This is a genomic window from Yunchengibacter salinarum (assembly GCF_037658235.1).
GTDB lineage: Bacteria > Pseudomonadota > Alphaproteobacteria > Sphingomonadales > Kordiimonadaceae > Yunchengibacter > Yunchengibacter salinarum.
On record NZ_JBBJLN010000010.1, the window covers coordinates 23,600 to 44,045 of the forward strand.

The following is a 20,446-nucleotide window of genomic DNA, read 5'->3' on the forward strand; positions in this document are numbered from 1 at the left end:
TCCCGTCCTTTTCGTTTGTTCTGGCTACTGTGCGGCGTGTGCGCCGTCGGCCTGCTGCGCCTCGATGGCGACGGCCTTTTCTTCCACCAGCGCGACGATATGGTCAACCAGCTTGTCGTCGGTGATCTTGTGATCGGTCACGCCGCTCAGATACACCATGTGGTTGCCGTTCCCCCCGCCGGTCAGGCCGATATCCGTCTCCCGCGCTTCGCCGGGACCGTTCACCACACAGCCGATGATGGACAGGCTCATGGGGGTGGAAATGTGGGCCAGCCGCTCTTCCAGCACCTCGACCGTGCGGATCACGGGAAACGCCTGCCGGGCGCAACTGGGACAGGAAATGATCCGCACGCCCCGGTGCCGCAAGCCAAGGGACTTGAGGATGTCATAGCCCACTTTCACTTCTTCCACCGGATCGGCGGACAGCGACACCCGCACCGTATCACCGATTCCGGCCCACAGCAGATTGCCCAGCCCGATGGCCGATTTCACCGTGCCCCCGCGCAGCCCCCCGGCCTCGGTAATGCCCAGATGCAGCGGATAATCGCAGGCGTCGGCCAGCCCCATATAAGACGCCACGGCCAGGAATACGTCGGATGCCTTGACGCTGATCTTGAAGTCCCGGAAGTCGTTGTCTTCCAGCAGGCGGGCATGGTCCAGCGCGCTTTCCACCAGGGCTTCCGGGCATGGTTCGGCATATTTTTCCAGCAGATGCCGCTCCAGGCTGCCGCCATTGACGCCGATCCGCATGGAACAGCCATTGGCCTTGGCCGCGCGCACCACCTCGCGCACCCGCTCGCTGCTGCCGATATTGCCGGGATTGATGCGCAGACAGGCGGCCCCCGCATCGGCCGCTTCCAGCGCGCGCTTGTAATGAAAATGGATATCCGCCACCACCGGCACCCGCGCGGCGCGCACGATCTGCTTCAGGGCCGCCGTGCTCTCGGCGTCCGGGCAGGACACCCGCACAATATCCACGCCAGCCTCTTCCGCCGCGCGGATCTGGTCCACCGTGGCCCTGACATCCGTGGTGAGGGTGTTGGTCATGGTTTGCACGGAGATGGGCGCATCGCCGCCCACCGGCACGTCACCAACCATGATCTGCCGACTTTTCCGGCGCTCGATATCGCGCCAGGGCCGCACGCTCATGCCATTCCCTTCTCGATCCCGTCACGGCCCCCTATGGGGCCATCCGCTCTCTCATGGGTTATAGCCGGGAAAAGGGCCGCGTCAACCGCATGGCGGGAACGGACCATGACAGAACCCCGCAAAGCACAGGATTTCAGGGCAATCCCATCCGCTGGACGAAGGAAGGTCAGCGACCGCCCATATCCCCGCCAGACATGGGCCGCGCCACCATCAGGCTGCGCCTGTCCAGCGCCATATGGCGAACAAGCTGACCGCGCTCCCCGATCACACCAAGGCGGGTGCCATCCAGCGTCAGGCTCAGGCCCGCCGCATTGCTGGCGGACAGGGTCATGTCCGGCTCGACGCGCGGGCGATACTGTTCCCCCGCCATCAACAGGCCGGACCACACTTCGGAACCGTCCCCACGTGCCAGACGCACCCATGTATCCGCGTGCGCCGTCAGCGTCAGGCCGCGACCTGCCGTCGCGGGCGAGGCCGTCTGGCCATCGGCGGCTTCCGCGGCGGGAAATAGCGAATGGGCGGCCACTACGGTGTCCACGCCGGAATTGCGCTCTCCGGCCCGCGGACTGTCCGGGGCGGGGCCGCCAGCTTCGGGTGCCGCGCCGCGATCCGCGGCCCGACCCTCAAAATCCTTGCTTTCCGGCGCCTGCGCGGCGGCCATGCGGAGCGGTTCGTCGCCATCCGCCGCCGCCGTCTTCACGGTACGGGATGCCTCGTCCGACGGCGCGGCATCGCGCCCTTGCTGTTCCGCCAGGGCCTGCTGCACTTCGCTCAACTCCTGGCGGTCGGCCTGTGCCTCGGCGGAAAGCTCAAAATCGGCGCCCGGTTCCAGGGTCGGATTGAAAATACCGGAACCCACCAGCGCCCAGATGGCCGCCACACCGGCAAGGCCGCCCACGGGCGCCAGCCACACGGGCACGCGGCGCACCCTGGTCACTTCGGGATATTCAAAGACAGGTCGTTCGCGGAGCCCGCTTTCTTCCTTGAAAGCGCGCACGATTTCCGCGCCGTCGAGCCCAAGGGCGTCAGCATAGGCCCGCACGAACCCGACGGCGAATGCCTGTTCAGGAAGCGCATCGAAATCGCCCGCTTCCATCGCTTCCAGATAGGTGCTGCGCACGCAGATTTCCGAAGCGATCTGACCGATTTCCCGCTGTTGGTCACGGCGGGCGGTCTTCAGACGGTCGGCGATGGATACGGATGCATCATCCATAACGTATCTCTTTTCCCACTACATGGTGGCGCACCTGAGAGGTGGCACCTAACCCCTGTCTGTTTGAGCAAATTTTAGTCAGATTGTAAACAGGCCGTTTCGGGACCTTTCACCATTTGGAAAGATTTTCCCGCGGCAAACCCTACTTCAGAACACAAGAGTATCATAGCGCATTGACTGTGGTATCAAAAGCACAGGGCCCAAAATGCGCCCTTGTGCCCTCATAGGGTGTTAAAATACGCTTATTTGGTGTCGTTAATTAAAATTATATAAACTTTTCAGAGCTTTATGCCGTGATCGCGGGAAAAATTCATAAGTGAGTCGCGAATCGAATGCTCCGGTGAACTCAAGCCGTGCAACACGAACCGCCGCACCCGCCCATAGTCCGCCGAGCGGATCATGCGCTTCACCGGGCCGATCGCCCCCGGCGATGCGGACAGACGTTTCAGACCCAGCGCCATCAGCGCCAGCGCCTCCAGAGGGCGCCCGCCCATCTCGCCGCACAACGTGACCGTAACGCCGTGCCGGTTGCAGGCATCGATGATCCCCTTCAAAAAGGACAGCACCGGCGGCGCCAGCAGATCATAGCGATCCGTCAGCTTGGGGTTGGAGCGGTCACAGGCGAAGAAGAACTGCATCAGATCATTGGTGCCGATGGACAGAAAGTCGATCTCCCTGAGCAGGTGATCCAACTGCCAGCACAGCGACGGCACTTCCAGCATACAGCCCACATAGAGCCGCGCCGGGCGGGGCCTGTCGAACTTGTCGAGCCGGGCCAGCTCCATATCCAGCAGCTTCCGGCAGCGTTTCAGCTCGGCCACTTCGGCGATCATGGGGAACATCACATGCAAATCCCGACCCGCGGCGGCATAGAGCAGCGCACGCAACTGGTAACGCAGCAAGGCGGGCCGATCCAGCGCGATACGGGTGGCCCGCCAGCCCATGGCCGGGTTTTCCTCGTCCATGCGCGGCAGGAACGGCACCGGCTTGTCACCGCCAATATCCAGCGAGCGGAACACCACGGGCCGATCCCCCGCTGCATCCAGCGCGGTGCTGTAAATATGAGTCTGCTCCTCCACCCTTGGCAGGGCGGGTGAAATCATGAACTGAAATTCGGTGCGAAACAGGCCGATCCCCTCCGCCCCCAGGCGGTCCAGCCCCGGCAGGTCCACCAGCAGGCCGGCATTCATCAGCAGGGTGATGCGCTCCCCGTCCAGTGTCACGGCGGGCAGATCACGCTCCGCCTCATAGCTGGCCAGCAACTCCTCCCGCAGATTGATCGTCTCGCGGTAGGTCTCCACGATATCTTCCGCCGGGCGGAGATAGGCGTGGCCCGCCTCCGTATCGACGATCAGATAGTCACCGGGATTCACATGGGTCATCAGCCCGGCCACCTGCCCCAGCACGGGAATGCCGATGGCGCGGGCCATGATGATCACATGGCTGGTGGCCGACCCCTCCTCCAGCATGATGGCGCTCAGCTTGGAGACATCATAATCCATCAGCTCCGCCGGGCCGAGATTGCGGGCGATCAGAACGGACTCGCTTTCCAGCGGGCCGCTCTCCTGATTGTCCTCCCCCTGAATCAGGCGGATCAGCCGGTTGGCGAGATCCTCGAAATCGCCGATCCGTTCCCGCAGATACGGGTCCCGGATCTTGGCCATGCGGGCGCGGTTTTCCTGCTGCACCCGGTCCACGGCGGCGGCCGCCGTCAGGCCGGAGCGCACCGCCTCCCGCATACGCTCCTGCCAGCCCTGATCATAGGCGAACATGCGGTAGGTCTCCAGCACCTCCCGGTGTTCGCCGCCATGTTTCAGGTCCGGCAGTTCCAGCATTTGCTCAAGCTTGAGGCGCATGGCGGCAATGGCATCCTCAAGGCGCACCCGCTCGGTTTCCGGGTCCTCCGCGATGGTCTGGCGCACCTTTACCTGCGGCTGATGGAACACCGCCACACCCGCGCCGACACCCTCGGCCAGGGTCATGCCGTCCAGCGTGACAGGGGCGCCGGTCTTGCTCGCATCCTCGCTGAGTTCCTCCACCGGCACCAGATCGCCGGACCCCACCAGCTCGGCAACCACCATGGAAATGGTCTGGAGCGCCTCCACCTCCTCCGGCTTGTAGCGGCGGGAGACCACGTTCTGCACCACCAGCACGCCCGCCACCTGACCGGCCCGCAGAACGGGCACCCCCAGGAAACTGTGATAGATGTCCTCCCCCGTTTCGGGGCGATAGGCAAAGCGCGGATGCTGCGGCGCCTCGGACAGGTTGAGCGGCAGGCCCCGCTCCGCCACCAGGCCGACCAGCCCTTCGCCGAAACGCAGGCGGGTCTGGTGCACGGCTTCCTTTTTCAGCCCCTCGGTGGCGAACAGTTCCAGCACCTCACCGGCGCGGGCGAGATAGATGGAGCACACCTCCGCCACCATGTTCTGGGCGATCACCCGGACGATCCGGTCCAGCCGCTCCTGCCCCTCGCCCCCTTCGGCGAGCACATCATGCAGGCGTTTCAACAAAAGACGGGGCTGGCTGACCATATCAGGCACATCACTCTCCATATCGCCGGGCTTGGGCGTGGGGGCAGTCAGGGTTGCCATTCCGGGTTGCCATTCCGGGGCCGCGCCTCATGCCACCCCGTCAAGGTCGGCGCCACCGGCGCCATTTGCCAGGTGCGCCCGCGCCTGCGCCACCAGATCGGCCACGATCCGGGCGGTGGGCTCTATGCGACGCACCATGCCCACGCTCTGCCCGGCCATGACGGAGCCGGTCTCCACGTCACCATCCACCACGGCACGGCGCAGGGCGCCGCCCCAGAAATGTTCAATCTCCATCTGGGCGGCGGACTGGTCCAGCGCACCGCTGCGATAGCGCGCGATCACATCCCGCTGGGTGACCATGAAGTCTTCCGTGCCCTGATTCTTGAGCGCGCGCACGGGGATCACCGGAAAGGCCGGATCGATCTGAACGCTGGTCACGGCGTCGCGCGCATTGGCCCGCACGAATGCCTGCTTGAACTTGTCATGGGCGACGCATTCCTCGGCCACCACAAAGCGGGTACCAAGCTGCGCGCCACTCGCCCCCATTTCCAGATAGGCGGCGATGGCCTCGCCCCGGCCTATACCGCCCGCCACGAAAACCGGCACATCCCGAATCACGGGCAGGATTTCCTGAGCCAGCACATTGGTGCTCACCGGGCCGATATGGCCGCCCGCCTCGCTGCCTTCTATGATGATGGCATCGGCCCCCGACCGGATCAGCTTCTTCGCCAGAACCGGCGTGGGAGCAAAACACATCAAGCCCGCGCCATAGCCCTTGATGGCGCGAATGGCATCCCCCGGCGGCAGGCCGCCCGCCAGCACCACATGGCGCACGTCATGCGCCCTGACCACTTCCACCAGCTCATTCAGGCGCGGATGCAGGGTGATCAGATTGACGCCAAAGGGCTTGTCCGTCATGGCGCGGGTGGCCGCGATCTCGGCACTGAGCTGATCCGGGTCCATGCCGCCGCAGGCCAGCACGCCAAACCCGCCCGCATTGGAAATGGCGGAAACGAGGTTGCGCTCCGACACCCAGGTCATGGCGCCACCCAGAATGGCGGTTTCCGTGCCCAGAAAGGCACGCCCGCGGGCCCACAGGCGATCCAGCCGCTCGGCCCCCATGCAGGCGCCCTCGGCACGCACAGGCCCGGTATCCGTCTTGTCCGCCGCTATCTGCCCCATGGGTCTCGGTCCCTCTGTATTCGTTGTGCCCGACCGGCTCTCACCGGGCCGGTGATCGGCGGGCGCCGCCGGTGTCAGGCGTCCGCCGTCGTCCCCGCCAGGCCATAGGCTTCATGCAGCGCCCGAACCGCCAGTTCCAGATATTCGGCATCGATCAGGACACTGACCTTGATTTCCGACGTGGCGATGGCCTGAATATTGATACCCTTTTCCGCCAGCGTATCAAACATGGTTCCCGCCACGCCGGAATGGGTGCGCATACCCACACCCACAGCCGATACCTTCACCACATTATCGTCATAGTGGAGGGATTTATAGTTAAGCGTGCCCTTGCTGTCTTCCAGAATTTTCACCGCGCGGGCCAGATCGTCTTCCGTGACGGTGAAGGTGATGTCCGTGGCCGGGCCGCTGGGCCCCGGCTCATGGGCGGAAGCCACCTGCACGATCATATCCACATTGATGTGGGCGTCGGCCAGCGGGCGGAACAGGTCCGCCACCCGGCCCGGCGTGTCTTCCACCCCCACAACGGTGATTTTCGCCTCGCTCTTTGAAAACGCGATGCCGCTGACCACATCCTGTTCCACGATCTCATCCTCTCCAACCACAAGCGTTCCGGGCACGTCCTCGAAACTGGACCGAACCTGGGTGCGCACCCCATGTTTCATCGCCATTGCCACCGACCGGGTCTGCAAGACCTTGGCGCCAAGCGAGGCCATTTCCAGCATTTCCTCATAGGTGATGCGGTCCAGCTTGCGCGCCTTGGGCACGATGCGGGGGTCGGTGGTGTAAACCCCGTCCACATCCGTATAGATATCACACCGTTCAGCCTCCAGCGCTGCGGCCAGCGCCACGGCGCTGGTATCGCTGCCGCCACGGCCCATGGTGGTGATGCGGCCATCCGGCGCCACGCCCTGGAAACCGGCCACCACGGCCACGCGCCCTTCCGCCAGAACGGCTTCCAGCCGATCGGGCGGGATAGTATCGATCCGGGCGGCGCCGTGGGCATCCGTTGTGTTGATCGGCACCTGCCAGCCCAGGAAGGACCGGGCCGGAATGCCCATTTCCTGCAATGTAATGGCCAATAGGCCGCTGGTCACCTGTTCGCCGGATGCCACCACCGCATCATATTCCCGCGCATCGTGAATCGGGGAAGCCTCGCGGCACCATGTGACCAGTTGATTGGTGGTGCCGGCCATGGCGGACACCACCACCACCACGGAATGCCCATTGGCCACTTCCGCGCGCACACGCTCCGCCACATTACGGATGCGTGACAGGTCCGCCACGGAAGTGCCGCCGAATTTCATCACGAGCCGCGCCATAGGATGCCCCACTCTCTCAAACCCGCTCCTTGCCGCGCGGCGTGACCCGAAAAGGCGCGCGCCACGTATGACTGGGCTGTTAACATCGATCGGCGCCCTTGATATAGGCTGTATGCCCCCCGCGCAAGCGCCGATACCGCAGGGCACGGCCCGCGCCACCGTCAGGAGAAAACCGATGACAGACCCGCGCACCAGCCATACCGATACAGGCGGGCCCAGCGCCCCGGCCACCACCGTGGACGAAAGCGAGGTGGCCTTTTTCGCCGATCTGGCCGCCACATGGTGGGACCCCACGGGGCCGTTCAAGCCATTGCACATGCTCAATCCCACCCGGCTGGCATATATCCGCCGCCAGATCACCGATCATTTCCACCGGGACGACAGCGCCGCCATGCCGCTGGACGGGCTGGACGTGCTGGATATCGGCTGCGGCGGCGGGCTGGTAAGCGAACCGCTGGCCCGGCTCGGCGCCCGCGTGACCGGCGTGGATGCCTCAAAGAAAAACGTCAAGACGGCGGCGACCCATGCCCACATGAACGGCGTCGAAGTGGCCTATCACCACACCACCGCCGAGGATCTGAGCGCCACCGGTGTGCGCTATGACGTGATCATCAATATGGAGGTGGTGGAGCATGTGGCCGATGTACCGCTTTATCTGGCACACACGGCGGCCATGCTGAAACCGGGCGGGATCATGCTGCTGTCCACCATCAACCGCACGGCCAAAGCCTTTCTGCTGGCCAAGGTGGGGGCGGAATATGTGATGCGCTGGCTGCCGGTGGGCGCCCATGACTGGCGCAAATTCATCACGCCGGATGAACTGGCCGCCCATGCCGCACAGGCGGGGCTCGTGCCCGGACGGGCGGAAGGGTTCAGCTTCTCACCGCTGTCGCGGCAATGGTCCGTCACCAGCGATACGGGGGTGAATTACGCCCTGCCCGCCATCAAACCGGCGGATTGACGCCGCCAAGGCAGGGGATAAAGAACGATCAGGCGATCGGGGCACAGGCGACCGGCGATCAGGCGTCGTCTTTCGGCACGTCCGGCAGGGGCAGCACGTCCACCCCTTCCTCGGCCAGTTCCCGGCGCTCCGCCTCGCTCGCCTGGCCATATATGCCGCGCTTCTCGCTTTCGCCATAATGAATCTTGCGCGCCTCATCGGCGAAGCGGCGGCCCACATTGTCGAAACTGGATTCCACATGGGCCCGCACGGCGCGGAAAAAGCGGCGCACATCCGCCGCATCGGGCTGACCCGCCGGGCTGTCGGGGGCGGCTTCCCCGTGGGGCGCCCCCTTTTCCGCCCCGCCTGCCATGGCGGATGACGGCGCGGACCCGGATGCCGGTGAGTCAGGCAACCGGGACTCAGGCAACGGAGACTCAGGAAACGAGGACTCAGGCGACCGCTCCCCCGACGGCGGGAAGGAAGGCGCCGACGGCTCGGCCCGCCGATTGCCCTTGGGGGCCACATTGGGCGCCATCAGGGCTTTTTCCACATGATGGCTGTGACATTCCGGGCAACTGATCAGACCCCGCGCCTTCTGGCTTTCATAATCCGCGCTGGACCGGAACCAGCCTTCAAAGCGGTGCGCCCGATCGCATTTCAGATCGAAGCTGATCATGGGGTTGCCTCTCCATCAGGTTCATCGGCCACCGTTGTATCCGCCACCGGATCGGGCGCCGCAAAAGGCCGGTCATGCCGCAGGGACGGAATGCGCGCCCGCGTTGCCGCCACCGCGGACAGGTCCAGTTCCGCCCGCACAAGGCCCGGCTCGGTACCGCCATCGGCCAGCACCTCGCCCCAAGGCGACACCACCAGGCTGTGGCCATAGGTGGCGCGGCCTGTCTCATGCTCCCCGGTCTGGGCGGGGGCCAGCACGAAACTGCCCGTTTCAATCGCCCGCGCGCGCAACAGGGTATGCCAGTGCGCTTCGCCGGTGGGCCGGGTAAAGGCCGCCGGCACGGTCAGGATTTCCGCCCCGGCCTGCGCCAATGACCGGTAAAGCGCCGGAAAGCGTACATCATAGCACACACTCAGCCCCAGCGGGGCAAAGTCCGTCGGCGCCACCACGGCCCGGTCCCCCGGCGCATAAAGCGCGCTTTCCCGGTAGCTTTCCCCGGACGCCAGCGTCACATCGAACAGGTGAATCTTGTCATAGCGGGCGCGCACGGTGCCGTCCGGGCCGATCAGGAAGGACCGGTTGGCCAGCCGCTCCGGCCCGATGCGGATGATCAGCGACCCTACCAGCAGCCATATGCCCAGCTCCCCCGCCAGCGCCGTGAACGCGGCAAGGCCGGGATCGTTCGCCTCTTCATGGCTGACGGCCAGGACCCGGTCCCGCTTCAGTTCCATCAGATGGGTGGTCTCCGGCGTCAGCACAAAGCGCGCGCCATCTTCCGCGGCCCGGCGAATCCAGTGACAGGCCGTCTCCACATTGGGCTGAATGGTACGGCCCGCGGTCATCTGGACCAGAGCGATGGGCAACACGGCGTCCGCCATGGTCGCGTTACCCCGCCGCCTTGATCAGGTTGGACAGTTCACCCCGCGCGTCCAGCGCATAGAGCGCATCACAGCCGCCCACATGCCGATCGCCGATCCAGATTTGCGGCACCTTGTTGTCGCCCCCGGCTTTCTGGCGCATGCCCGCGCGCACGCGGGGTTTCATGTCCACATTGATTTCCTCGAAACTGGCGCCGCGCTCCTTCAGCAGCGCCTTGGCCCGCCAGCAGAACGGGCACATGGCCGAGCTGTAAATCACCACACTCATCACGCTTTCCTTCTTTGTCTCAACCTGTTTCCGGCCCATGGGGCCTGATCGTTATTCCATATGTAAGGCCGGAACCGGCCCTTGGAAAGGGCCTATCAGATCGCGCGCGGCCCCGCCACCCGCGCCAGAGTCACCGCCCCCACGCTGGCCGCACCCGCCCGGCGACAGGCACGCGCACAGGCGGAAAGCGTGGCGCCGGTGGTCATCACGTCATCCACCAGCACCACATGGCGCCCGGCCATGGCCGCCCGGCCCCGCGCATTCGCCCGAAAGGCGCCGCGCACATTGTTGAACCGGGCCCGGCGCCCGCGCCCGCCCTGGCTGGGGGTGGCCCTGGTCCGGTGCAGGCCGTCCACCAGCACCGGCACCCCCACCTGGCGGCCCAGCGCACGGGTCAGCAGGGCGGACTGATTATAGCGCCGGGCAAGCAGCCGCCAGCGATGCAGCGGCACCGGCACCAGCAGGTCGGCGGCCGCGCCCGGCTGGCCGTTTTGAAAGGCCCGCCCCATCAGGCGCGCCAACGCCGGGGCCAGCGTGGTGCCGCCGCCATGCTTGAAGGCCAGCACCATGCGCACCGCCCGGCCTTCATAAAGGGCGGCGGCACGGGCCCAGTCGAACACCGGCGGCGCGGCGAGGCAGGCGGCGCACAATGTCTCCGCCCCCGTCTCCGGGTCAGACTCGGCCACCTCGAACGGAAAGCCGCATTGCCCGCACAGCGGATCGCCGATCAGCGCCATGTCGCCCCAGCAAGCCCCGCACACATGCCCATGGGCGGACACCCGCCCCCCGCAGGCGGCACAGCGGGGCGGCAACAACAGATCGAGACCTTGCCCGGCCAGCGCCCCGACATGGCGCAGCCCGACCCTGACATGATGCAGGCCGCGCGGGATGATACCGGGCCAATCGGACCCATCGGGATGCAGGGGCATGAACTACTCCGAACACGCACTTCACCAAAACGGGCGCCGCGACGGGTCGGGGCCGGGGCATAAAAATGGCCAACCGGCCCAGCCCGGCCTTGATCCCGCGCCGGGGGCGCCCTAATCACAATGGCATGAGCGCAGAGAGCCCCACAAGCCTGTTCGACCACGCGGCCCTGACCCGCCAGCGCCGCCTTGCCGCCCGGCGCGCGGCGGCGAGCGGCCCCGACCGGCCAACGCCCTTTTTCCTGATCGAGGAAGTGCGGGACCGCCTGCATGACCGACTGAAAGACATCAATCGCTCTTTCCAGCACTGGCTGGACATTGGCGGGCTGAGCCTGCCGGGGGACGGCGCAGCACAGGCCAGCCTGACCGTGGCCGGGCCGGACCCGCGCGCCAGCCTGCCGGAACACGCCGCATGTCATCCCATGACCGGGGAGATTCTGCCGGTGGCGGAAAAGAGTTTCGATCTGGTCACCAGCACACTGGGCCTGCACTGGGTGAACGACCTGCCGGGGCTGATGATTCAGGCCCGGCGCGCGCTAAGGCCCGACGGCCTGTTCATGGTCTCGCTGTTTGGCGGCGACACCCTGCACGAATTGCGGCACGCCCTGCTGGCCGCCGAATCCGAAGTGACCGGCGGCGCCAACGCCCGCATCGCCCCCTTTGGCGATGTGCGGGATCTGGGCCATCTGCTGCAACGGGCCGGATTTGCCCTGCCCGTCAGCGATACGGATCGCTTCACCGTTACCTATACGGACGCGCTGTCGCTGATGCGGGATTTGAAAGCCATGGGGGAAGGCAATGCCCTGGCCGGGCGCCGCCCGCTGCGCCGGGACGTGCTGATGCGGGCCGCCGCCCGCTATCAGGAAACCCACGCACAGCCGGATGGCCGCATCCCCGCCACCTTCGAGGTGATCACCCTGACCGGCTGGCACCCCCACGAAAGCCAGCAAAAGCCCCTGCGCCCCGGCAGCGGCACCGCCAGCCTGAAAGATGTGTTGTAAAAATGAAGAAATAAGAAATTGAAAAATATCAATTATTCAGTGAAAGAGTTTATAGTGTATTTTTTATTGTCTAATGCACAACGGTAAAGTTTTCTACCCGGAATAGAGTCCGTCATAGTGCTCCTTAAATCTGTAATTTGTTCCTCATTCATCTTAACTCCTACATATACTTCTTCGATGGAATTATCTGGTAACTTATAAAGATATAACTCTTTATTATTTTCTAAAGAACAAAAATCAAAGTTTCCACTATCATTTTGTCTTTTATCACTAGAAATTCCATTCAAGCACTTCACCACACGAACCTCCTCCTCATACGCCCAACACATCGGCTTCGTCAGAAAGAGATTCTGTAATTTTTCATAATGCTCTCTCGGAAATGCGTGGGTATCACCCAACCGCAATCCATGTTCGGGCGCCAGATTAGATACCATTCCCGGTCTAGAGTTCGAATAAATCACACTTCCAAAAGAAGCTGGTATAAAGTTTGTTTTTTCACACAAGAACCCTGCCTTCTTAATATTTATGCCAATAACAATTCCTTCATGGCTCTCTGCATAATGCGCCCACATCAAAGGATTGTTCGGCAATCTAGTAAGAGACAATATCCCATATTTTTCCCTCATTACGTTACTTTTTATTTCACTCCGAATATTACCGAGAACTCGAGATACGTAATCTGATGAATCAGACCTTTCAAATATCGGAGCATCAAACGGGTCATTAAAATAATCAGGCTGTGTGAACGATATTTTGTTCCCTTTTATAACCTTCAATCCATTACAAAAACTTAAATACTTATATAATATCATTTCATTCACCTTTTGATATTTAAAAGATCATAAACAATTTAAAGCTATTTAAATTTTTATACATTATATTAAAGATAATAAATAAAGGCAACCATCGCCTCACCGCCCGACCCTCTTAATTCATATGCCATCCAAGCTTGATTCTAAATTTACAGCGCATCAGGCCCTATTCTGGCACGGGTCTTGAATGTCAATCCGGTGCATCACAGCAATGCCACGCGCCGGAGGTGACCATGGCACAGGTGAACTTAGAACTTCAGATGAAATTCCTCAACGAGCTGGACGAGGCTCTGAGCGAGGCCCGCGCCCGCTACCGCGACGAATCGGCGGAAAAGCGCGCGGAACTGGACTATATGAAGCAGGAAGTGACGCGGGCCAAGCGCCTGGTTCATGACCGGCTGCATCGGGACGGCGCCAGCACCGCCCAATCGGATGAACTGCCCAGGCTCGGCGGACTGGCACTTGGCTGACCGGGGGCAGATTCTGCCCCCCCTTGCCTTGGCCTGGCAGGGTACGACCCGGTACGGGTGCCCCACCCCGAACAGGGCTTGCATCCTTTTCACGGGCGGCGTAAAGGGCTGGTCATGACCCTTGACATGCCATCACCCTGCCCGCCGCCGCGGGTCGATCTGAGCGCGGACCTGCCCATCATCCATGTGGCGGCCATCGCCCTTGTGGACCCGGACGGCCGCGTGCTGATGGCCCAGCGGCCTGAGGGCAAAGCCATGGCGGGGCTGTGGGAATTTCCCGGCGGCAAGGTGGAGCCGGGTGAGCTTTATGAAGCCGCGCTGATCCGCGAGTGCCGGGAAGAACTGGCCATCACCGTCGGCGCCGGATGCCTGACGCCTTTCACCTTTGCCTCTCACAGCTACCCGGATTTTCACCTGTTCATGCCGCTTTATCTGTGCCGCAACTGGGCCGGCCCGGTACGGCCACAGGAAGGCCAGACGATCCAGTGGCTGCGGCCCAACGCCATGAAAAACCTGCCCATGCCGGAGGCCGACCGCCCGCTGGTGGCCATGCTCAGGGACTGGCTTTAGGCATTCAGGGACCGGCTGATCTGGACGGTCAGCTTCGGTAATCGGCATTGATGTCGATATAGCCGTGGGTCAGGTCCGTGGTCCAGACCGTGGCGCGGCCATCGCCCATGCCCAGATCCAGCGTGAAGCGCACATGGCGTTCCCGCATATGGGCCGCCGCCGCCGCCTCGTCATAGCGCAGATACATGGACCCCTTGTGCGCCACCAGATGGTCCCCGATGCGGATTTCCAGGCTGTCCCGATCCGCCCTTTCGCCGGATTTGCCCACCGCCATCACCAGGCGGCCCCAGTTCGGGTCTTCCCCGGCCACGGCGGTTTTCACCAGCGGGCTGTTGCCCACGGCAAGGCCCACCCGGCGCGCCGCGGCATCGCTTTCCGCGCCATTGACTTGAATGGTAATGAACTTCTGGGCGCCTTCGCCGTCCCGCACCACCTGCCGGGCCAGGTCCACCATCACCGCCTCGAAAGCGGTGCGGAAATTGGCCAGCGCCGGATCGTCCGGGTCGCTGATCGGCGTGTCGCTGCCGTCCTGCCCGCTGGTGATGGCCAGCACCGTATCATTGGTGGATGTGTCCCCGTCCACGGTGATGCTGTGAAAGCTGGGGTCCAGCGCGCGCACCAGCAGCGTTTGCAGACAGTCCCGCGTCAGATTGGCATTGGTAAACAGAAAGGCCAGCATGGTCGCCATGTCCGGGGCGATCATGCCCGACCCCTTGGCGATGCCGTTGATGGTCACCGGGCGGCCGCCAATATCCGTGACGCGCACGGCCCCCTTGGCGAAGGTGTCCGTGGTGCGAATGGCGTTGGCGGCATCCTTGTAAAGTTTGGTGCTGAGCCCGGCCATCATCCGCCCCAGGCCCTTCTTGATCGGGCCGGTGGTCAGCCCTTCCCCGATCACGCCGGTGGAGGCCAGCAGCACCTCGTCATCGGCGCAGCCCAGCACAGAGGCGGCATATTCCGCCGTGCGCCGGGCCGCCTTCTGGCCGCGAATACCGGTAAAGGCGTTGGCGTTTCCCGCATTCACCACCAGCCCGCGCATCAGGCCGGCCCGGTTCTTCAGCGCGCGGCGGGACCAGTCCACCGGCGCGGCGGGCATGGAGGAGCGGGTAAAGACCCCGGCCACGCGGCTGCCCTCGGCGAACCGGGCCAGCATCAGGTCCAGCCGCCCCTTGTAGCGCAGCCCCGCCGCGATCGCGCCCAGTTCGATCCCCGGCACCGGCAACAAGGTCGGAAACTGGGCCGGTGCCAGCGGAGAGCGCTTCAAGTCTGCCATCTTGGTCCTCCAATGTCCGGCCCCTGCCAGGGCGCGAACAGAACATTTTTTACCACATGACAGACAGATCAATCACGGCCATGACATAATTGCAACATTCAGGCCCCGAACCACGGCCATGGCACAGCCGGGAATCGCCCAAGTCCTATTTGAACGCGAAAATTAACCAATCCAATGCGGCGCAGCCCGGCCATGGGGGCGAATCAACCGCCCGCCGGCCCGCCGGAATCGGGCGCTGTGCCGGGACAAATGGCACAAGGCGCCGCGGCCCAGCTTGACAGTCTTCCCGCCCGTCCTTATCTGTGCGAGCGTCCATAAGCCAAGGATTCCACGCCGCGCCAAGCCCGGGCCAAACTGCCAAGAACCGGCCCAAACGGGCGGCGGCCATCTGCTGAAACGCCAAGGGCCCGCCACTGCCGGCCTCAAGGGAGCGCACGCCGCCCATGTTCGGACTGAAAACACTTTCGCGCAAACTGTTCGGCTCGGCCAATGACCGTGTTCTGGCCAGGCTCGCCCCCAGAGTGGACGCGATCAACGCCCAGGAAGACGCCATTCGCGCCCTGTCGGATGAGGCGCTCGCCGCCAAGACGGCGGAATTCCGCCAACGGCTGGAAGACGGGGCCAAGCTGGATGACCTTATGGTGGAAGCCTTCGCCGTGGTGCGGGAAGCCGCATGGCGAACGCTGGGGCTGCGCCATTTCGATGTGCAATTGATCGGCGGCATGGTGCTGCACGATAATTCCATTGCCGAAATGAAAACCGGCGAGGGCAAGACGCTGGTGGCCACACTGGCGGCCTATCTCAATGCCCTGCCCGGCAAGGGTGTGCACATCGTCACGGTCAACGACTATCTGGCCGAGCGGGACTGCGAGTGGATGGGGCAGGTCTATCGCTTCCTCGGCCTGACCACGGGCGTGATCGTGCCGGGGCTGGATGATGAAACCCGGCGCGAAGCCTATGCCGCCGACATCACCTATGGCACCAACAACGAATTCGGCTTCGATTATCTGCGCGACAACATGAAATACCATCCGGGCGAGATGGTGCAGCGCGCCTTCCACTATGCCATCGTGGACGAAGTGGACAGCATCCTGATCGACGAGGCCCGCACGCCGCTGATCATTTCCGGGCCGACGGAAGACAAGTCGGAGCTGTATCTGAGCGTGGACAAGGTGGTTCAGGAACTGGACGAAAGCGCCTATGAGAAGGACGAAAAGGCCAAGTCCGTCGCCCTGACCGAGGAAGGTCAGGAGCAGGTGGAAGAGATCCTGCGCCGCCATGACCTGCTGAAGGGGGAAAGCCTCTACGATTACGAGAACACCGCCGTGGTGCATCATGTGGATCAGGCGCTGAAGGCCCGCACCATGTTCGAGCGGGATACCGATTACATCATCAAGAACGGCAAGGTCATCATCATTGATGAATTCACCGGCCGCATGATGGAAGGCCGCCGCTTTTCCGGCGGGCTGCACCAGGCGCTGGAAGCCAAGGAAGGCGTGGACATCCAGCCGGAAAACCAGACGCTGGCCTCCATCACCTTCCAGAATTATTTCCGCATGTATCCCAAACTGGCCGGGATGACCGGCACCGCCGCCACCGAGGCGGAGGAGTTTGGGGATATTTACGGGCTGGGCGTGGTGCAGATTCCCACCAACAAGCCCATTGCGCGGCTGGACGAGCATGACGAGTTCTATCGCACGGCCAAGGAAAAGTACGACGCCCTGGTCAGCGACATCGCTGAAGCGCAGGAGCGCGGCCAGCCGGTGCTGGTGGGCACGGTTTCCATCGAAAAGTCGGAGCTTCTGTCCGCCTTTCTGAAGAAGAACAAGATCAAGCACCAGGTGCTGAATGCCCGCTATCACGAGCAGGAGGCGTATATCGTCTCCCAGGCAGGGCGGTTCGGCGCCGTAACGATTGCCACCAACATGGCGGGCCGGGGCACGGACATCCAGCTTGGCGGCAATCTGGATATGCGGCTGGCCCATGAGCTGGACGGCATCGAGGATGAAGCCAAAGCTTCGGAAATCCGCGAAAAATTCACCCGCGAACATGCCGAGGAGCAGGCCCGCGTCATCGAGGCGGGCGGGCTGTATGTGATCGGCACGGAACGCCATGAAAGCCGCCGCATCGACAATCAGTTGCGGGGCCGTTCGGGGCGTCAGGGCGATCCGGGGCGATCCAAGTTCTTCCTGTCGCTGGAAGACGACCTGATGCGGATTTTCGGCCCGGAACGGATGGACGGCATGTTGCGCCGCCTGGGGATCGAGGAAGGCGAGGCGATCATCCACCCCTGGATCAACAAGGCGATCGAAAAAGCCCAGGGCAAGGTGGAAGCGCGCAACTATGATATCCGCAAGAATCTGGTCAAGTTCGACGATGTGATGAACGACCAGCGGCGCGTGATCTATGAACAGCGCCGCGAGGTGATGGACGCGAAAGACGTGTCGGAAACCGTCGCCGCCATGCGCGATGAAACCGTGGCGGAGCTGGTGGAACGCCGCATCCCGCCCAAGTCCTATCCCGACAACTGGGAACTGGACGCCCTGCAGGAGGATTTCGAGCGCGTGCTGGGGCTGGACCTGCCCGTGAGCGACTGGGCATCGGAAGAAGGCGCGGACGAGCAGACCGTGATCAGCCGCGCGCAGGATGCGGCAAACCGCGCCGCCGCCTCCAAGGCCGCCAAATACGGGCCGGAATTCTGGCGCAGCATCGAAAAGAGCCTGCTGCTTCAGGTGATCGATCAGGAATGGAAAGAGCACCTGTCCAATCTGGACCATCTGCGTCAGGGCGTGGGTCTGCGCGCCTATGCCCAGCGGGACCCGCTGAACGAATACAAGACGGAAGCCTTCTCCCTGTTCGAGAACATGCTGGCCCACACGCGGGAACAGATCACCGAAATCCTGTCCAGGGTGGAAGTGGCCCCCCAGGGTGAACCGGCCGGCATCCTGCCCGAAGGCCCGGCGGAAACCCACGAACTGCACGCCGACCCGCACGCCACCACCGGCGCCCTTGGCGGGACGGACCCGAACGATCCGTCAAGCTGGGGCGACGTGCCGCGCAATGCACCCTGCCCCTGTGGATCGGGCGAGAAGTACAAGCACTGTCACGGCGACATGCGCGCGCTTGACGGGCCGGGCACCGCACCCGGCACACCAGCGCGCAACCCCTATGCCGATGTGGGACGGAACGAAGCCTGCCCCTGTGGATCAGGCAAGAAATTCAAGCATTGCCATGGCCGGGTCGCCTGACCTGTCACGGCTGGGAGATACACCATGACTTTCTTTCCGAGCATTCCCGACAACGGGCATCTCGCCGATGTGTTCCGCACCTTCGACAAGGGGCTGGAGCCGCTGCTCGCCTTTCATGACGCGGTGTTGCGGGGGGAAAGCGACCTGACCATCGGCCAGCGGGAAATGATCGCGGCCTATGTTTCGGCGCTCAATGATTGCGCCTTCTGCTATAACAGCCACCGGGCCTATGCCGCTGCTTTCGGCATCGACCACACGGTGTTCGACCGGCTGGTGGATGACCTGGACAGCGCCCCCATAGACGAGGAATTGAAACCGCTTCTGTCCTATGTGCGCAAGCTTACCCGCCTGCCCTACAAGATGACCCAGGATGATGTGGACGCGGTGCTGAACGCGGGCTGGTCCGAATCCGCGCTGCATGATGCGATTCTGGTGACCAATCTGTTCAACTTCATGAACCGGGTCATTTTCGCGCACGGCCTGCCCGACCACGAAGCCCTGTACAGGGAGCGGCTGGAAGGCCATCTTCAAAAATCGCTGGAAGATCGGCAAAAAGCCAACGAAACGGCGCTGGGCAGTGACAATTATCAATCCTTCGGCACGGCCCTGAAGGCCGAGAAAAAGGGCTAACCGGGCGACCTCTTTGGGGCCCGGCCCCGACGCTGGCGGATAAACGCCGCCTGAACGCGCCCCTAAGGCCCGGCTCAGGCGGATCGGTCCATCCTTTGTGAACCGGCCATCGCGGCACCACAAGGGAGAGGCCCGCCATGCCCCGTTTCCGTTTTCATTTCACAGCCAACCCGGCCCCCGTTCCTGTAATCGCCACCGGCGGGCTTCGCGCCCGACCGGGAATCGCGCTGTTGCTGCTTCTGGCGGCGTGGTCTGTGGCCCCCGCAAGCCGGGCGGCACCGCCGGATCATGCCCCGGCCCATGGCTATCGCGGCGATACGCCAGCCCGTCCCGCCCACAAGGCAGGCCACCACGCCGAAACACCCGCCTTTCGCGCGGCATATCCCTTCGTTATCCGCCCCATTGGCCGCTTCGCCGCCGCCCTGCACCACGGTCTGCGCCAACGCCTGCCCGCTTATGTGCGGTTTGGCGGATACCATGACAGGGCGGATCTGGTGCTGCGCGCCCGCCTTGTGGATTCGAATGTGGCGGTTCGGGTCGTGGACCGGGACTATAAGTACAAAAAGGTCAAGGGCCGCCATGCCAGCCGAACCTGCCCGAAAGGGGCGCCCATCGCCTTTCTGCGCGTGAAAAAGGAAGCCCGCGCCCACGCCACTTACGCGGTTCGGCTCTTCACGCCGGGGCATGGCTTTTCCACCCGTCATGTGAGCGGCCATGCCCGCGAGCGCTGGAAGGAAGCCGCCCGTGTGGATCTGCCGGCAGGCTGTGCAGGCCACGGCGATCATGTGCCGAACAAGCGCCTGAATACGCTCGCGCACCGGGGGGACAGGCCGGACCTGCCACCCCATCGCCAAAAAGGGCTGACCCATGCCGCCCGCGAGGACGCCATGGAGCAACTGGTGCACATGATCCATGCCCGGATGCGCCATCACTATCAGGCGCTGGCCCAGACACATGATCCATATGGCGCCTATTGAGTCCGGCCCCGTACTGCCAACGGGGCTGGCGGGGCCTTTTTCGTGCCTTTTTTATGCCCCGCTTTTCCCCAATCCGGCCACGGAGTGGCCCCAAAGGCATTTCAACCTGATTCCTGACCGGATATCCGCGAAAGGAACACGCCATGACACCGCGCCAAAGCCTGATCCATGTCGGCATCCATCGGCTGAACCGGCGGCACCTGGCGGGTCTGGCGCTATTGCTGATGCCATCCCTGATGGTGGACGACGCCCCCCGACCAGACGACCCGCAAAGCGGGATGCGCCACGAGCACACGGGACACAGGGTGCCCACCCCGGATTTCATACCCGGAACGATCCCGCCCGATCCGCAAAAAAGGGGGCGCGCCTGACGGCTT

Annotated in this window: 19 protein-coding genes; 8 read left to right on the top strand and 11 right to left on the bottom strand. The window is 63.5% G+C overall.

The features are described 5' to 3' along the window. Positions 1–24 precede the first annotated feature (24 nt). The 5 genes from ispG to WGH93_RS11615 all read right to left on the bottom strand — a co-directional run bounded on the left by ispG (position 25) and on the right by WGH93_RS11615 (position 7,397). Complete coding sequence (gene ispG / locus WGH93_RS11595; protein ID WP_374765056.1) at positions 25–1,149, bottom strand: flavodoxin-dependent (E)-4-hydroxy-3-methylbut-2-enyl-diphosphate synthase; 1,125 nt, start codon at positions 1,147–1,149, stop codon at positions 25–27. 166 nt (positions 1,150–1,315) lie between these two features. Then, entirely contained in the window at positions 1,316–2,362 is a 1,047-nt protein-coding gene (locus WGH93_RS11600; protein ID WP_374765057.1) for a RodZ domain-containing protein, read from the bottom strand. Between the two features lie 278 nt (positions 2,363–2,640). Beyond that, on the bottom strand, positions 2,641–4,953 hold the full coding sequence (gene ptsP / locus WGH93_RS11605; protein ID WP_374765058.1) for a phosphoenolpyruvate--protein phosphotransferase: 2,313 nt from the start codon (positions 4,951–4,953) through the stop codon (positions 2,641–2,643). A gap of 27 nt (positions 4,954–4,980) precedes the next feature. Next, positions 4,981–6,015: an NAD(P)H-dependent flavin oxidoreductase gene (locus tag WGH93_RS11610; RefSeq protein ID WP_374765164.1), complete on the bottom strand. Its 1,035-nt coding sequence runs from the start codon at positions 6,013–6,015 to the stop codon at positions 4,981–4,983. 134 nt (positions 6,016–6,149) lie between these two features. Beyond that, entirely contained in the window at positions 6,150–7,397 is a 1,248-nt protein-coding gene (locus WGH93_RS11615; protein WP_374765059.1) for an aspartate kinase, read from the bottom strand. 175 nt (positions 7,398–7,572) lie between these two features. On the opposite strand from WGH93_RS11615, the gene ubiG reads away from it, so the two are divergent. Beyond that, positions 7,573–8,358 (top strand): bifunctional 2-polyprenyl-6-hydroxyphenol methylase/3-demethylubiquinol 3-O-methyltransferase UbiG, encoded by a 786-nt coding sequence (gene ubiG / locus WGH93_RS11620; protein WP_374765060.1) that lies wholly within the window; start codon positions 7,573–7,575, stop codon positions 8,356–8,358. A gap of 58 nt (positions 8,359–8,416) precedes the next feature. Here ubiG and WGH93_RS11625 read toward each other — a convergent pair whose 3' ends face one another. From WGH93_RS11625 to WGH93_RS11640, 4 genes are all read right to left on the bottom strand, one after another. After that, positions 8,417–9,016, bottom strand: coding sequence for a DUF1178 family protein (locus WGH93_RS11625; protein ID WP_374765061.1), 600 nt, complete (start codon positions 9,014–9,016; stop codon positions 8,417–8,419). Beyond that, positions 9,013–9,894 (bottom strand): carbon-nitrogen hydrolase family protein, encoded by an 882-nt coding sequence (locus WGH93_RS11630; RefSeq protein WP_374765062.1) that lies wholly within the window; start codon positions 9,892–9,894, stop codon positions 9,013–9,015. The genes WGH93_RS11625 and WGH93_RS11630 overlap by 4 nt, the downstream gene beginning before the upstream one ends. Before the next feature lie 7 nt (positions 9,895–9,901). Further along, complete coding sequence (gene grxC, locus WGH93_RS11635; protein WP_374765063.1) at positions 9,902–10,165, bottom strand: glutaredoxin 3; 264 nt, start codon at positions 10,163–10,165, stop codon at positions 9,902–9,904. A gap of 92 nt (positions 10,166–10,257) precedes the next feature. Next, positions 10,258–11,091 carry a double zinc ribbon domain-containing protein gene (locus WGH93_RS11640; protein ID WP_374765064.1) on the bottom strand — a complete coding sequence of 278 codons (834 nt, stop codon included), beginning with the start codon at positions 11,089–11,091 and terminating at the stop codon, positions 10,258–10,260. A 125-nt stretch (positions 11,092–11,216) separates the two neighbouring features. On the opposite strand from WGH93_RS11640, the gene WGH93_RS11645 reads away from it, so the two are divergent. Next, positions 11,217–12,089: a methyltransferase domain-containing protein gene (locus WGH93_RS11645; RefSeq protein WP_374765065.1), complete on the top strand. Its 873-nt coding sequence runs from the start codon at positions 11,217–11,219 to the stop codon at positions 12,087–12,089. A 32-nt stretch (positions 12,090–12,121) separates the two neighbouring features. Here WGH93_RS11645 and WGH93_RS11650 read toward each other — a convergent pair whose 3' ends face one another. Next, positions 12,122–12,901, bottom strand: coding sequence for a DUF2971 domain-containing protein (locus WGH93_RS11650; protein ID WP_374765066.1), 780 nt, complete (start codon positions 12,899–12,901; stop codon positions 12,122–12,124). Positions 12,902–13,134: 233 nt separating this feature from the next. On the opposite strand from WGH93_RS11650, the gene WGH93_RS11655 reads away from it, so the two are divergent. Both WGH93_RS11655 and WGH93_RS11660 read left to right on the top strand, forming a co-directional pair. After that, positions 13,135–13,371 carry a hypothetical protein gene (locus WGH93_RS11655; protein ID WP_374765067.1) on the top strand — a complete coding sequence of 79 codons (237 nt, stop codon included), beginning with the start codon at positions 13,135–13,137 and terminating at the stop codon, positions 13,369–13,371. 126 nt (positions 13,372–13,497) lie between these two features. Then, the gene (locus WGH93_RS11660; RefSeq protein ID WP_374765165.1) at positions 13,498–13,941 is read left to right on the top strand and encodes a (deoxy)nucleoside triphosphate pyrophosphohydrolase; all 444 of its coding nucleotides are present in this window, start codon (positions 13,498–13,500) and stop codon (positions 13,939–13,941) included. Between the two features lie 28 nt (positions 13,942–13,969). On the opposite strand, the gene argJ is transcribed toward WGH93_RS11660, so the two are convergent. Next, complete coding sequence (gene argJ / locus WGH93_RS11665) at positions 13,970–15,214, bottom strand: bifunctional glutamate N-acetyltransferase/amino-acid acetyltransferase ArgJ (RefSeq protein WP_374765068.1); 1,245 nt, start codon at positions 15,212–15,214, stop codon at positions 13,970–13,972. A 443-nt stretch (positions 15,215–15,657) separates the two neighbouring features. Between argJ and secA the strand changes: the two genes are divergently transcribed. From secA to WGH93_RS11685, 4 genes are all read left to right on the top strand, one after another. After that, complete coding sequence (gene secA / locus WGH93_RS11670; RefSeq protein ID WP_374765069.1) at positions 15,658–18,462, top strand: preprotein translocase subunit SecA; 2,805 nt, start codon at positions 15,658–15,660, stop codon at positions 18,460–18,462. A gap of 24 nt (positions 18,463–18,486) precedes the next feature. Then, entirely contained in the window at positions 18,487–19,092 is a 606-nt protein-coding gene (locus WGH93_RS11675) for a carboxymuconolactone decarboxylase family protein (RefSeq protein WP_374765070.1), read from the top strand. Between the two features lie 137 nt (positions 19,093–19,229). Further along, complete coding sequence (locus WGH93_RS11680) at positions 19,230–20,069, top strand: hypothetical protein (RefSeq protein WP_374765071.1); 840 nt, start codon at positions 19,230–19,232, stop codon at positions 20,067–20,069. Positions 20,070–20,212: 143 nt separating this feature from the next. Next, positions 20,213–20,440: a hypothetical protein gene (locus WGH93_RS11685; RefSeq protein WP_374765072.1), complete on the top strand. Its 228-nt coding sequence runs from the start codon at positions 20,213–20,215 to the stop codon at positions 20,438–20,440. Positions 20,441–20,446: the final 6 nt, after the last annotated feature.

Excerpts from the sequence above, each read along its gene's own strand:
- ispG (WP_374765056.1), bottom strand. The coding sequence starts at position 1,149 with ATGAGCGTGCGGCCCTGGCGCGATATCGAGCGCCGGAAAAGTCGGCAG.
- WGH93_RS11600 (WP_374765057.1), bottom strand. The coding sequence starts at position 2,362 with ATGGATGATGCATCCGTATCCATCGCCGACCGTCTGAAGACCGCCCGC.
- ptsP (WP_374765058.1), bottom strand. The coding sequence starts at position 4,953 with ATGGCAACCCTGACTGCCCCCACGCCCAAGCCCGGCGATATGGAGAGT.
- WGH93_RS11610 (WP_374765164.1), bottom strand. The coding sequence starts at position 6,015 with ATGGGGGCCGAGCGGCTGGATCGCCTGTGGGCCCGCGGGCGTGCCTTT.
- WGH93_RS11615 (WP_374765059.1), bottom strand. The coding sequence starts at position 7,397 with ATGGCGCGGCTCGTGATGAAATTCGGCGGCACTTCCGTGGCGGACCTG.
- ubiG (WP_374765060.1), top strand. The coding sequence starts at position 7,573 with ATGACAGACCCGCGCACCAGCCATACCGATACAGGCGGGCCCAGCGCC.
- WGH93_RS11625 (WP_374765061.1), bottom strand. The coding sequence starts at position 9,016 with ATGATCAGCTTCGATCTGAAATGCGATCGGGCGCACCGCTTTGAAGGC.
- WGH93_RS11630 (WP_374765062.1), bottom strand. The coding sequence starts at position 9,894 with ATGGCGGACGCCGTGTTGCCCATCGCTCTGGTCCAGATGACCGCGGGC.
- WGH93_RS11640 (WP_374765064.1), bottom strand. The coding sequence starts at position 11,091 with ATGCCCCTGCATCCCGATGGGTCCGATTGGCCCGGTATCATCCCGCGC.
- WGH93_RS11645 (WP_374765065.1), top strand. The coding sequence starts at position 11,217 with ATGAGCGCAGAGAGCCCCACAAGCCTGTTCGACCACGCGGCCCTGACC.
- WGH93_RS11650 (WP_374765066.1), bottom strand. The coding sequence starts at position 12,901 with ATGATATTATATAAGTATTTAAGTTTTTGTAATGGATTGAAGGTTATA.
- WGH93_RS11655 (WP_374765067.1), top strand. The coding sequence starts at position 13,135 with ATGGCACAGGTGAACTTAGAACTTCAGATGAAATTCCTCAACGAGCTG.
- WGH93_RS11660 (WP_374765165.1), top strand. The coding sequence starts at position 13,498 with ATGCCATCACCCTGCCCGCCGCCGCGGGTCGATCTGAGCGCGGACCTG.
- argJ (WP_374765068.1), bottom strand. The coding sequence starts at position 15,214 with ATGGCAGACTTGAAGCGCTCTCCGCTGGCACCGGCCCAGTTTCCGACC.
- secA (WP_374765069.1), top strand. The coding sequence starts at position 15,658 with ATGTTCGGACTGAAAACACTTTCGCGCAAACTGTTCGGCTCGGCCAAT.
- WGH93_RS11675 (WP_374765070.1), top strand. The coding sequence starts at position 18,487 with ATGACTTTCTTTCCGAGCATTCCCGACAACGGGCATCTCGCCGATGTG.
- WGH93_RS11680 (WP_374765071.1), top strand. The coding sequence starts at position 19,230 with ATGCCCCGTTTCCGTTTTCATTTCACAGCCAACCCGGCCCCCGTTCCT.
- WGH93_RS11685 (WP_374765072.1), top strand. The coding sequence starts at position 20,213 with ATGACACCGCGCCAAAGCCTGATCCATGTCGGCATCCATCGGCTGAAC.